The organism is Pseudarthrobacter sp. KH_020_B, from assembly GCF_057840185.1.
On record NZ_CM174506.1, the window covers coordinates 4,433,764 to 4,446,858 of the forward strand.

A 13,095-nucleotide genomic window follows, 5' to 3' on the forward strand; every position below is an offset into this window, starting at 1 on the left:
GCCGTCTCCTCAAATTCATTGAATATTCAACACAACATGGTATCAACGATTGCTCTTACTGAACTTTCTGCGTCGGTCGCAATAGGGTCTGCCACTAACCACGCACGATCAGCACCGCATAACCCGCCCCCTCACTCACTCTCTCGTTCAGAGGGTCGACCGGGCGCGCCGTAGCCGCGCAACAAGCGTTGCCGAGACGAACGCCGTCGTGATTTCGAGGCCGATGACCAGCAACAGTCCGGCGGCGCCGGAGGTATCAACAACGTTCGACGTCGGTCGGCCGCCATGGGCGTGTCCGGAGCCGCCCGCTCCCAGCAGCAATACGGCATGAAGGACCACCATGGCCAGCGCCGCAGCCGTGACCTGGTGGAGTGCTCCGACGCGGCTGTGGCGCCAGATGTGAACCGTGCAGGGGACGCAGACGGTGGCCAAGGCAATCATGAGGATTCCAAGCCAGGCGTCGTGATGTCCCGAGGCCGCAAACCACAGGTGAACGAGGCAGGAGACCGCCGTGAGGGCTGCACAGATTCGCGGGTGCAGGACGGGCCCGGCTGAGCGGACCCGCCCGGCGATTGTTGTCATTTTGGTGATCCGGATTGCGCTCTAGTGGCAGTGGCCGGCAGCCGGCTCGCTGTGGGCGTCGCCGTGAGCACCGCCGTCAGCATCGCCCACGGTGCCGGCTGCGCTGTGGCACGCTGCCGTGCCCGTGGAGTTGGCCGGCACATCCAGGACCGGGCTGCGGTCGAAGAAGCCCTCCGGGCGGAGCTTGAAGCCCACGGTGTCCACCGGCATGATGGGCCAGTCCTCCACCCGCGGGAAGTGCGTGAGTCCGAACGTGTGCCAGACCACGATGTCCTGGCCGTCGATGTCACGGTCCTGGGCAACATAGGCCGGGAGCCCCGCGCCGCCGGAGTGCTGGTTCACGAAGTCGCCGGTGGGGTATTGCTCACCGTCGGCGTAACGGGTGACCCACAGGTCCTTGGTGGCAAAAGCGGCACGCCGCGCGATGGATGACGCAGGGTCCGCGAGCAGGGTGGGCTGGTTTTGGGAGTGGAGCTTGTAGCCCACTGGTTCGCCCAGCCGGTTGCGCGACTCGGGGTTGGAGATGATCCAGGTCCGGCCACTGCGTGCATCGGCCTCACGGACGCCTTCGGACTCGCGGGCAAGCACGGTGCGCTTGCGGGAGAAGGCGTTGCCGCGCTCATTGCCTTCGCCCATGGCCTGGCGGACCACGTCTTCTTCTTCGACGCGGTTGGTGAAGCCGTCAATGGCCATGTCCAGGCGGGCACTGAAGAGGTGCTGGTGGAACGGCGCGCCAAGACCCGGCGCGAGCTGGGAGATGTTGTCCGAGCCGCCCTCGGGGAACGCGCTGGTGAAGACGACGCCGGTGGCTTTGGCTTCGAATTCGATGGTGCCGTCCAGGTAGAGGTACCAGTAGAAGCCGTAGTCGTAGTTGCCGATGGTGGTGAAGAAGGAAATCACCAGGCGGCGGTTGCGGCGGGTGTAATTGATGCCGGTCCAGAGGTCACTGTGCTTTGACAGGATGCCCCAGTCCTCCTCGTGCATGCAGATGCCGTTGCGGATCTCGCGGGGGTTCCCGAAGGAGTCGCTGATGACCGGGCTCAAATAGGTGATGTCGCCAAGGCAGTCGCAGCCCAGTTCCAAGGAGTTGGCGTACTGGCCCACCAGGTATTCACCGGTATCGAAGTAGTTCTGCCAGGACCGGATGGGCGACGGGTCGCCGTAGGGAACCACCATTTCAGCGATGGAGGCCCGGTTAATGATGGGCCGGATGCGGTCACCGTCCTGGAAGGCGATGTTGTGGAGCACAACGCCCTCGCGGACGTCGAAGCCGATGTCGAGGCTCCACTTCTCCCACTCCACATGGTTGCCGCCGGTGACCGTGAAACTGGGTCCCTCCGGCTGGGTGATGCTGATGGGCTTCTGCGTGGTGCGGAGCGGCCCGGTAAGCTCCGGATCGGTGTAGTTGCCGTGCTCCGTGGGAACCGGCATGACCTTGAGGTCCAGGACCTGGGTGACTTCCTTGCTGACCACATCCACATAGGCCACGAGGCCGTCCACGGGATGGGCCCAGGCGCTGTCCTCCGGGAATTCCTGCACGAATGCCAGGCCGCGCAGAATACGGCGGCCCTTTTCCTCGGGGTATTCGAAGACGCCGGCGGACAGCGGCGCAACGCGGACGTTGGCGACGTCAAGGCCGCGCTCCGCCAGTGCCTTGAGCCAGCGTTCGTCCGTAGCCAGCAGCGACTCGACCACCTCAAACTCCTCCTCCAGGACCGGGAGTTCGCCGGTCACCGCGGTGTCGAGTTCGACGGCGAACACCACCTCCTGGTGCGTCACCGAGACCACCGCGTCGGTGGGCGCAGCGCCGGAGACGTCGTGGATGAAGATGCGGAAGCGCCGGTCCCCGGCGGCAGGTGCGGCGGGAGCACCGCCGTCGGAATTCCCGGCGGCGGCGCTCCCCCGTGCGGGGTCCAGCAGCCCCAGGTAGGCGATGCGCTTCTGCGGCCCCAGGTGCCCGGCGGCGCGCAGGATGGCCTGGACCTGGGAAATTTCCTCGCCTGAGGCCAGGCGGTACGGGGCTGCGGAGTCAACTGGTGCAAGCGTCATGGATGACCTTTGTCCGGGACCGTTTCGGGTCGGGATTTTTATTTTCTATAGTTGTAGAGAATAAGCGTCCGTAAGATGGCTCACAAGGGCTTGAGCAAAAATATTTCCGGGGAGTGGCCGCGGTGCCAAAAATAGTTGACCATGACGAACGGCGCCTGGAACTGGTGGATGCCACCTGGCGGATCATCGCCCGCAACGGCCTCGAGGGCGCCACGATGCGCGAAATCGCACTGGAGGCAGGCTTCGCCAACGGGGCGCTCAAGCCCTACTTTCCCACCAAGGACACCCTGCTGGAGTTCGCCTTCGGCCACGTCTTCAACCGGACCAACCAGCGCATCGCCAAGGTCACGGAAGGCAAAACGGGACTGCCGGCACTGCGGGCCTTCAGCATGGAGGTCCTCCCGCTCGATGAAGAACGCATCAACGAAGCGCGGATCGTCATCCCGTTCTGGCAAAAGGCCATCAACGACCCCCAGAAGGCGGCACTCCACCAGCAGTCCATGGACGAGTGGCTGACCACCATGAGGCGCTACCTCGCAGAGGCGCGGGACAGCGGAGACGTCAGCGCCGCCGTCGACGACGCCGCGCTGGCCAGCCAATTGCTCAACATGCTGCTGGGAGCTCAAATCGCCGCCGCCCTGGCCCCTGCCGGACATCCGGGCCCCGGCCTGGAGGAGCAGCTCGAGGGTTTCCTTGCCCTGCTGACCCGGTAATCCGAGTGCGCCGTCCGCAATGACAAAAGTCTTTTTTCGCCAAACGTTGAAAAAAGACTTCATCCGGCGTTAATCTGTAAGGACTGTGTCGCAGGACACACCCCTGGGGGAATCAAGGTCAGATGGCCATCCGTCGTCAGGAACATCCATGCCAGCAGCTACAGCCCGGCCCGTCAGCCAAAACGTCATGTCCAGCGTTGCGTCCACTTTCGACCACTGGAAGCACCTCGTGGCGGAGTCCTTTGTGCCGCTCGCTGCGCAGACGTCGGACGTGGACGGCTTCCGCGGCTCTTTGAGGTCGAGGGTGCTGGACCGCATGTCCGTCGTCGAAGTCAGCGCGGCGTCGCACGAAGTCCACCGCACCCCCGCCCTCATCGCCCAGGCCAGCGAACGCTACTTCAAGCTCAACCTCCAACTGGAAGGCACCGGACTCCTGATCCAGGACAACCGCGAAGCCCTCCTGCTGCCCGGCGATCTGGCGATCTATGACACCAACCGGCCCTACACCCTCGCCTTCGAGGAACAGGCCCGGATGATGGTGGTGATGTTCCCGTGCGACGCCCTCTCGCTGCCCACCGACTATGTGGGCCAGTTGGCCGCCGTACGGATGGCCGGCAGCACCGGCCTCAGCGGGATCGTGGGGCAGTTCATCCGGCAGTTGTCCGAGAACCTGGACGTGCTCAGCGGACCAAGCGGCTCCCGGCTCGCCATGAACGCACTGGACCTGGTGTCCACCATGCTGCATGCCGAAATGGACATCGCCCCGGACCGGATGAAGCCCCAGATGCTGCTGGCGACGTCCGTACGAGAATACATCGAGGCCAACCTGTCCGATCCGGAGCTGTCGCCGGCCAGCATTGCGGCTGCGCACTTCATCTCCACCCGGCACCTGCACAACGTCTTCCACGAGTCAGGGACCACCGTGGCCAGTTGGATCAGGAGCCAGCGGCTTGACGGTGCCCGGCGCGACCTCCGGGATCCACTGCACGCAGGCAAGTCCGTGGGCGCCGTCGCCGCACACTGGGGCTTCCTGGATGCGGCACACTTCAGCCGTACCTTCCGCGACGCATTCGGCGTTTCACCGAGCGAATGGCGACGCAACAGCTAACGACAAGCAGGTCTACAGCTGTGGCCCGGCACGGAACTCCGTGCCGGGCCACATGCTTGGCTGCTAGCCGGCGGGCCCGAGGTCCGCGGCCTTGTGCCGCCGTTCAACCTGCGCTTCCACCAGCAGGCCGGCTGCGAACACCACCGGAACTGAGACGAGCAGGGCGGTGGCCGTTTCGGCACTTCCGCCGATCAGCGACGTGAAGTTGCTGACCACCAGGGACAGGACCCACGCCAGCAGCACGGAGGCGAGCGCCGGCGCAATGAGAGTCTGCCACGGCTGTCCGGCCGTCCGTTCACGGCGGAAGAACCCGACGACGGCCACTGAACACATGATGTACAGCACCAGGAGTGCCGCGACGGCCAGCCCGCTGAACCACGAGAACAGCGTCAGGACCGGGTCCAGGGCCAGGATGGCGAAGGGGACCACCAGGACGACGGCGGTGGCGGTCTGGATCCAGGCCGCCACAGCTGGTGCGCGGTGCCGGTTGGTCCGGGCCACGATGGCGGGCAGGGAACCGCGCAGCGCCAGTGAGTGGAGGTAGCGGTTGATGCCGTTGTGGAAGGCAATGATGCCGGCAAGCAGGGACGTAACCAGCAGGATCCCCGTGGCGATCCCGGCCCATGGCCCGAACAGTTCCACCATGGGAGCCAGCACGAAGGAAGTGGAGTCTCCGGATTCCAAGGCTGCGCCGGCCGCGCCAATCACCTGGGAGGGTCCGTAGTAGCTGACCAGCATCCAGGAGATGAAGGAGAAAAACACGGCAATGACGCCGACGGACAGGTACGTGGCACGGGCAACCGTGCGGTGCGCGTCCTTGGCCTCGGCGGAGTAAATCGCCGTGGATTCAAAGCCGAACATGGAGGCTACCGCAAACATGATGGCCACACCGGGGGCGCCGCTGGCGATGGCCTCCGGCGAGAACGACGCCGCAACGCTCAGCCCTTCGGACCCGCCGCCGCGGAAGAGGACGGTGAAGCCAAACATCAGCAGGACGGCGACTTCCAGGCCCACGAGGAGCGCCAGTACTTTGGCGCCGAGTTCGATGTTGAGGGAACCCAGAACCTGGACGCCGGCCATGGTGACCAGTGCCAGCAGCCACCACGGAACCGTCGCGCCCACGGAGGCCAGCAGGCCGGAAAAGGCTGCGCCGTAGAGTCCGTACATCGCGGCCTGCACGGTGCTGTAGGCCAGCAGGGCCAGCCAGGCCGCACCGGCGCCGACCTTGCGCCCGAAGGCGGCGGTGACGTAGGCGTAAAATGCGCCGTTTGCCTGGATTTTCCGGCTCATGGCCACAAACCCGACAGCGAAGATGACGATGACGATGCCCACCACCAGGTAGGCCCCCGGGGCGCCGGCACCATTGCCGAGCGCTGCCGCGAGCGGGGATGCCCCGACGATCCCCGTCAGGGGCGCCTGGGCGGACAGGACAAAGAACAGGATGCCCATCACGCCGATGCTGCCGGCGCGGAGGGCGGTGGAGTGCTCCGTGCGGGGAGCGGCCTCGGTGGTCCGGGACTCGGAATTCGAAATACTCATTGGATCCTTCTTAACGGTCATGAGCTCTTGGTGTAAGGGGTGCCGCGCAAAGGGACCGGCACTATGAAACCCAGCATGGCAGCGGGCACGGGCTGCGCCTTGTCCTGGAGTGATCAGTTGTTGTTCCTGAGCGCAGTGCGGTGCGCCAAGCGGCGCTCCCGGTGCAACCGTTCGCGCCAGGTCAAAGACCGTTCGCGGATACACAAGACCGCTTCACCGTGCGGCGGGCAGACTCTAGGCATAGCCCCAGGCCACGCCGGCCGGCGGGCATTGCCTACTCGAAGTGGAGTAACCCATGGAAACCTACGACGCCATGCTGGCCTCGATCACCGCAGCCCCCGGACAGGACACCCGGACCATGCTTGACCCCGCCACCGGCACCCCCGTCGGTACAGCCCCCGTCCACACCGTTGAGGACCTCGAGCGCGCCATCGCCGGTGCCCAGGCAGCGCAGCCGGCGTGGGCTGCCCTGGGTCACGACGCCCGGGGCGCCGCGCTGCTCAAGGCGGCCGACGCCGTCGAACGCTCCGCCGAAGAACTCGCCCACCTGCTCTCCCGCGAGCAGGGCAAACCCCTGAACGGCCCGAACGCCCGCTTCGAGGTCGGCGCGTGCGCCGCCTGGCTCCGCGCCGCCGCCACCACGCCCCTGGAAGCAGAGACCCTGGTGGACGACGGCGAAACGTATGCCGAACTGCACTACCGGCCCATCGGCGTCGTGGGTGCCATCGGCCCCTGGAACTGGCCCATGATGATCACCATCTGGCAGATCGCCCCAGCCCTGCGGATGGGCAACGCCGTGGTGGTCAAGCCCTCCGAATACACGCCGCTGTCCGTCCTGGCGCTGGTCAAGGTCCTCAACGAGGAGCTCCCCGAAGGCCTCCTCACGGTGGTGTCCGGCGGCCGCGACGTCGGCGCCCGCCTCGCCGAGCACCCTGCGATCGGCAAGATCATGTTCACCGGCTCCACCGCCACGGGCAAGGCCATCATCAAATCCTCCGCCGGCACCGTCAAGCGGCTCACCCTGGAACTCGGCGGCAACGACGCCGGCATCGTCCTGCCCGACGCGGACCCCAAAGCCATCGCCCAGGACCTGTTCTGGGGCGCCTTCATCAACACCGGCCAGACGTGTGCGGCCCTCAAACGCCTCTACGTCCACACCGACATCTACGACGCCGTCTGCGAGGAACTCACCGCCGTTGCCGCCGCCATGCCCATGGGCGTGGGGCTGGACGAGAACAACGTCCTCGGCCCGCTGCAGAACAAGGCCCAGTACAACATCGTGGCCGGGCTCGTGGAAGCAGCCCGCGAGTCCGGCGCCCGGATCCTGCTCGGCGGCAACCCCGACGCCGGCCAGCCCGGCTTCTTCTACCCCACCACCCTGGTAGCGGACATCGCCAACGACAACCCGCTCGTGTCCGAGGAACAGTTCGGCCCTGTCCTGCCCATCATCCGCTACAGCACTGTCGATGAAGCAGTGGAGAAGGCCAACGGGCTCGACGTCGGCCTCGGCGCCTCTGTCTGGTCTGCCGACCTTCCGGCCGCCCGCAAGGTCGCCGCCCGCCTGGAGGCCGGCAGCGTCTGGATCAACAAACACGGCGCCGTGGACCCGCGCGTCCCCTTCGGCGGGGCCAAGCAGTCCGGCTACGGCCTGGAATTCGGCGTCGAAGGCCTAAAGGCCCTCGGCGTCCCCCAGGTCATCAACGGCTAAATCCCGAAACGGAGCAGCGCGGACTGTCGATTTGAACCCACAGAACGACAGTCCGCGCTACTCAGTTGGGCGCCTGGGCGCCGGGCGTGAAACCATACGGACCATGGCCCAGAAAATTGCGTACCAGGGTGAGCCCGGCGCCAACTCCAATATCGCGTGCATGCAGATGTTCCCCCAGCTGGAAAGTGTTCCCTGCGCCAGCTTCGAGGACGCCTTTGAGCTGGTCTCCAGCGGTGAAGCCGAACTGGCGATGATTCCGATCGAGAACTCGATCGCCGGCCGGGTGGCGGACATCCACATCCTGCTCCCCCAGTCGCACCTGCAGATCGTGGGCGAGTTCTTCCTGCCCATCCACTTCGACCTGCTGGGAATCCCGGGCAGCACCATCGAAGGGGCTACCGAGGTCCACAGCCACATCCACGCCCTGGGCCAGTGCCGCCGCCTGATCCGGGAGGCCGGGCTGCGTCCAGTCATTGCCGGGGACACCGCCGGATCCGCCCGGGAGGTCCGGGAGTGGAACGATCCCACCAAGCTGTCCCTCGCTCCCCCGCTCGCGGCCGAGATCTACGGCCTCGAGGTGCTGGCGTCGCGGGTCGAGGACGACCCGTCTAACACCACCCGTTTTGTGGTCCTGGCGCGGGAAAAGGAATTGCCCACCCGGGAAGACCTGCCCGGACCGGCGGTGACCAGCTTTGTGTTCCGCGTCAGGAACGTCCCTTCGGCGCTGTTCAAGGCGCTGGGCGGGTTCGCCACGAACGGCGTGAACATGACCCGGCTGGAGAGCTACATGGTGGGTGACGAGTTTGCCGCCACCATGTTCATGGTGGATGTGGAGGGCCACCCCGAGGACCTGCCGCTGCGGCTGGCCCTCGAGGAGCTGGATTTCTTCACCACCGAAGTGCGCATCCTGGGCGTCTACCCCGCCGCCGACCATCGGACCGCCCGGGCGCTCAGCAGCTGAGCGCCGGCGTCACTCCCTGGCTGGCCGGCCCGCGCTGTCGCCGTCTTCCGCCGGCGTTCCGGCCGCAGGCTTTACCTGGGTGATGGACCCGGTGGCGGGCGGCATCGGCGGCGTGAGCACCGAAGCGTAGTCGTGCTGGCTCGAGTAGGTCAGGAAGCCCAGGTGGGCCTCGTAGCGGTCCAGGACGTCGTCGATGATTTGCTGGTGGGTCACGCCCATCAGGTCGTAGCCTTCGGAGCCGGTCAGCGCAAAGACCTCCACGCGGTAGTAGACGTCGGTTTCGCGGGACATCCGCCCGCCGAACATCGGCACCGGGGCTTCCACTGCCTGGACTGTGTAGTGGAAGTCGCGGTGGTCCGGGATGGTGACCACCAGCGCGTAGCTGGAGATGGCGGTGTCTTCGTTCGCGACGATGTCCAGGGTGGCCTGGTAGCCCTGCTTGGTGAACTCCCTGAGCACGTCGGCCAGCGCTGGTTGCACCGTGCGTTCCATAAACAGCGCCACCTGCTTCTTCGACGGGTAGGAGCGCATCCCGGCCAGCCGCTGGCGCCAGGTGCGTTCCGGCACCATGCCGCCATGCGCCGCCGTCGCCTGCCTTCGCAGCACCTGGCCCTCACGTTCTGCCCGTTCCATCCGCAGCGCTTTGGAGAAGGAGGCCATCACCAGCCACGCGATGACCGTCACCGGCAGGGCGAAGATCAGCGTGGCGTACTCCATGGTGGTCACGCCGCCGGCCACCAGCATCGCGATGGTCAGCACCGCGGTGAGTATCGCCCAGAAGATGCGCAGCCACTTGGCCCCGTCCTGGGACGGATCCGGGATGGAGGAGGAGAAGTTGGACATCACCATGGCGCCGGAGTTGGCGCTGGTGAGATAGAACAGCAGGCCGGACAACGTGCCCAACCCGATCAGGAACGAGGCGCCCGGGAACATCTCCAGCAGGGCATACCAGCCCTGTTCCGGGCTGTCGATGGCCAGCTGGGCGAACTCAGTGTTCCCGTTCAGGACCTCGTGCATGGCACTGTTCCCGAAGATGCTCACAATCAGGAAGTCGCAGAGCACCGGGGCAGTGATGGCCGCGATGACGAACTCGCGCAGGGTCCGCCCACGCGAGATGCGTGCCAGGAACAGGCCCACGAACGGGCCCCAGGCCAGCCAGAAGGCCCAGAAGAACAGGGTCCAGCCGGCCATCCACTCCGAACCGCCGTCCTCATAGGCAAAGGTCTGGAGGGTACGGTCAGGCAGGGTGAAGACGAAGCGGCCGACGTTCTCCACCAGGGAGTTCAGCAGGAACGAGGTCTGGCCGGTCACCAGGATATACAGCAGCATGGCCGCGGCACTCCAGATGTTCAGCTCCGCGATCCAGCGGATTCCTTTGTCAACGCCGGAGGTGCACGCGGCGATGGTGAGTACGACGGCGACAATCACCAGGGCGATCTGCAGCGCCAGGCCCTGCTCCAGGCCGAAGAGGATGGCGAAGCCCACGTTCAGCAGGACCACGCCGATCCCCATGGACGTGGCCACGCCGAAGACAGTGCCCACCAGGGCGACGATGTCGATCGCATCGCCGATGCCGCCCCGGACGCGTTTGCCCAGCAGCGGATACAGGGCCGCGCGGATGGACAGCGGCATGCCCCACCGGTACGCGAAGTACCCCATGGCCATGCCGAGCAGCGCATACATGGCCCAGCCGGCCACGCCGTAGTGGAACATGGTCCACACCACGGCGTCCTGGGCTGCGGCCGGGGTCTGGCCTGCGCCCACCGGCGGCATCATGTACTGGGTGATGGGTCCTGTCACCGAGTAGAAAAGCATGTCGATGCCGACGCCGGCGGCGAACAGCATGGCCACCCAGGTGAAGAGCTTGTACTGCGGCCGGGAGTGGTCCGGCCCCAGGCGGACTGAGCCTTCCTTGGACAGGGCCACCCACAGCACAAAACCGATCACCACGGTGACGGTGAGGACGTAGAACCAGCCGAGGTTCTCCGCGATCCAGGCCACCACTGTCTTCATGGTGGCCTGCGCGCCCATGGGCACCAGCATCGCCCAGACCGAGAAAGCAACGATAATGGCTGAAGCGATGATGAAGACGCGCCAGTTGACCTTGGGCTTGCGCTCTTCGATCAGTTCAGCTGGTCCGCGGCTCAGTTCCTGGCTCGAAACCGGCGGGCGGTTTTCGAATACCTGGCCGCTGCGCCTGCGGTCTGTTCCGCCAAGCTGACTTCGTGGAATCAACGCTTTCGGGGATGCTCCGTCTGCCGTACGCCGCGTGTCCTCTTCTTCAGCCATGAAATCTCATGCTAGTGCACGCAGCCTGAACGGGGCCCGGTCCGGGGCCCCGTTCCGCGGTCAGGCCCCCTTGGTCTGCGCGGCCGGCAGCAGGTGTTCGAAGAAGGCGGCGAGCTCCGCGGTGGCGGTCAATGGCAGGACGTTGGCGACGTACTGGTCCGGGCGGACCACCACCACTACACCGCCGCGGTCAAGGCCGCGCAGCTCGAAAATGTCGTGGTCCGGATCGGTGCCGTAGACCTTCTCCAGGTACGGGAGTTTGAACGGCCCCACCTCGGGTTTGAACACGGCCGGCACGGCACCGATGTCCACGATGGTGTGGTCCTGCTGGTAGATCACCTTCACGTCGAACCATGCGTCAAGATCAGCGCCCGACGGCGTCGCGGCCAGCGGTGAGTCCGGCGAGGTCGCGAGCCACCCGGCGAAGTCCGTGGTGGGCGACGGGGCACCCGCCACCGCCGGGTCGGCGAAAACGTAGATGCGCCAGCGGCCGTCCGCTGTTGCCTGGTGGCCCAGCTGGACCGGGTTGGTGTCGCAGACGCGCCGCACCGGCGCAGACTTGAAGCGCTTTCCGATCGGGAACCCGGCGGCGAGGCCCTGGTGCTTTGCCTCGGCCACGATCATGGAGGGCGTGTATTCGGTCATAAAGCCCGCTGGAAACTCTGCCGTCCGGACATAGAAGTCCTCGAGTTCGGAGGGGCTCTCGAATTCCTCGGGCTTCTTGGCCATCATGGTGGACCAGACTTTGTCGAAGTCGATGAGGTTCTTGGCAACTACCTGGCGTTCGGCCGAGTAGGTGGCGAGCAGGCTCTCGGGGCTGCGGCCTTCGAGCACGTGGCCAAGCTTCCAGCCGAGGTTGAAGCCGTCCTGCATGGAGACGTTCATGCCCTGGCCGGCCTTGGCGCTGTGCGTGTGGCACGCGTCGCCGGTGATGAACACCCGCGGCGTGCGGGTTCCCAGGTCCTCCGGCAGGACGTCGTCGAAGCGGTCCGTGAGGCGGTGGCCTACCTCGTAGACGCTGTGCCAGGCGACGTTGCGCACGTCCAGCGTGTAGGGGCTCATGATCTGGTTGGCTTTGGCGATGATCTGCTCAATGGTGGTCTTGCGCACGTGGCCGTTGTCGTCGTCGGGGACCACACCGAGGTCCACGTACATTCGGAAGAGGTGCCCGCCCTCGCGCGGGATCAGCAGGATGGAGCCGCCGTCGTGCGATTGGATGGCGCACTTGAGGCGGATGTCCGGGAAGTCGGTGGAGGCCAGGACGTCCATGACGCCCCAGGCGTGGTTGGCTTTGTCGCCAGCCATGTGGCAGCCGATCGCATCGCGCACTTTGCTGCGCGCACCGTCGGCACCCACCACGTAGTTTGCCTTAACAACTCGTTCCTGGCCTTCGTGCGGGCCTGCGGTATGCACGAGCTTCACGGTGACCGGATAGTCGCCGTCACCGGTGACTTCAAGGCCCTGGAAGTCGTAGCCGTAATCAGGTGTCATGCGTGTTGGCGCGTTGGCCATGAACTCCGCGAAGTAGTCGAGCACGCGGGCCTGATTGACGATCAAGTGCGGGAATTCGCTGATGCCGTGCGGGTCATCGAGGGTGCGGGCTGCCCGGACGATGTTCGAGGGCTGGGCCGGGTCGGGCTTCCAGAACGCCATCTCGGTGATGCGGTAGGCCTCGGCGATGATCCGCTCCGCGAAGCCGAACGCCTGGAACGTCTCCACGCTGCGGGCCTGGATGCCGTCGGCCTGGCCAATGGCGAGCCGGCCGGGCCGGCGCTCCACAATGCGGGTGGTGATGTCCGGGAACTGGGACAGTTGGGCCGCGGCGAGCATGCCCGCGGGGCCGGTGCCAACGATGAGCACGTCAACCTCGTCCGGGAGGTCCGCCGGGCGGTTAACGCCGACGCCGTCAACCGGCTGGACCCGTGGGTCTCCTGATACGTAGCCGTGGTGGTGGAAATGCACGGGCTTCCTCACTTCGTTGTATGGCTGACGCCGTCGTGTCGTGTTCGATATTAGAACACCATGTTCTAATATAGAATTTACAGCACTGACTATAGGTGCCGCCAAGAGCAAACGCAAACTTTTTGTGACCCCAGGCACAGATAGGCTCGTTGGCGGCATGACGGAACGACGGAGCGGAAGACCA

At 65.7% G+C, this 13,095-nt stretch carries 9 protein-coding genes; 4 read left to right on the forward strand and 5 right to left on the reverse strand.

The annotated features are described in order from the left end of the window. Nucleotides 1-147: 147 nt before the first annotated feature. The gene (locus tag AC3IT0_RS20800) at nucleotides 148-582 is read right to left on the reverse strand and encodes a hypothetical protein (RefSeq protein WP_489321538.1); all 435 of its coding nucleotides are present in this window, start codon (nucleotides 580-582) and stop codon (nucleotides 148-150) included. Nucleotides 583-603: 21 nt separating this feature from the next. Beyond that, nucleotides 604-2,631, reverse strand: coding sequence for a primary-amine oxidase (locus AC3IT0_RS20805; protein WP_489321539.1), 2,028 nt, complete (start codon nucleotides 2,629-2,631; stop codon nucleotides 604-606). Between the two features lie 122 nt (nucleotides 2,632-2,753). Between AC3IT0_RS20805 and AC3IT0_RS20810 the strand changes: the two genes are divergently transcribed. Together AC3IT0_RS20810 and AC3IT0_RS20815 are read left to right on the forward strand one after the other, a co-directional pair. Next, nucleotides 2,754-3,344, forward strand: coding sequence for a TetR/AcrR family transcriptional regulator (locus AC3IT0_RS20810; RefSeq protein WP_489321540.1), 591 nt, complete (start codon nucleotides 2,754-2,756; stop codon nucleotides 3,342-3,344). A gap of 148 nt (nucleotides 3,345-3,492) precedes the next feature. Then, nucleotides 3,493-4,452 carry an AraC-like ligand-binding domain-containing protein gene (locus AC3IT0_RS20815; protein ID WP_489321541.1) on the forward strand — a complete coding sequence of 320 codons (960 nt, stop codon included), beginning with the start codon at nucleotides 3,493-3,495 and terminating at the stop codon, nucleotides 4,450-4,452. Between the two features lie 63 nt (nucleotides 4,453-4,515). Here AC3IT0_RS20815 and AC3IT0_RS20820 read toward each other — a convergent pair whose 3' ends face one another. Next, complete coding sequence (locus AC3IT0_RS20820) at nucleotides 4,516-5,991, reverse strand: APC family permease (RefSeq protein ID WP_489321542.1); 1,476 nt, start codon at nucleotides 5,989-5,991, stop codon at nucleotides 4,516-4,518. Between the two features lie 295 nt (nucleotides 5,992-6,286). Between AC3IT0_RS20820 and AC3IT0_RS20825 the strand changes: the two genes are divergently transcribed. Both AC3IT0_RS20825 and AC3IT0_RS20830 read left to right on the forward strand, forming a co-directional pair. Beyond that, nucleotides 6,287-7,699, forward strand: a complete 1,413-nt coding sequence (locus AC3IT0_RS20825; protein ID WP_489321543.1) for an aldehyde dehydrogenase family protein — start codon at nucleotides 6,287-6,289, stop codon at nucleotides 7,697-7,699. Between the two features lie 103 nt (nucleotides 7,700-7,802). Next, complete coding sequence (locus AC3IT0_RS20830; protein WP_489321544.1) at nucleotides 7,803-8,660, forward strand: prephenate dehydratase; 858 nt, start codon at nucleotides 7,803-7,805, stop codon at nucleotides 8,658-8,660. A gap of 9 nt (nucleotides 8,661-8,669) precedes the next feature. Here AC3IT0_RS20830 and betT read toward each other — a convergent pair whose 3' ends face one another. Both betT and AC3IT0_RS20840 read right to left on the reverse strand, forming a co-directional pair. Continuing rightward, on the reverse strand, nucleotides 8,670-10,949 hold the full coding sequence (gene betT, locus AC3IT0_RS20835; protein WP_489321545.1) for a choline BCCT transporter BetT: 2,280 nt from the start codon (nucleotides 10,947-10,949) through the stop codon (nucleotides 8,670-8,672). Between the two features lie 60 nt (nucleotides 10,950-11,009). Further along, nucleotides 11,010-12,911 (reverse strand): FAD-binding monooxygenase, encoded by a 1,902-nt coding sequence (locus AC3IT0_RS20840; protein WP_489321546.1) that lies wholly within the window; start codon nucleotides 12,909-12,911, stop codon nucleotides 11,010-11,012. Between the last annotated feature and the right edge of the window lie 184 nt (nucleotides 12,912-13,095).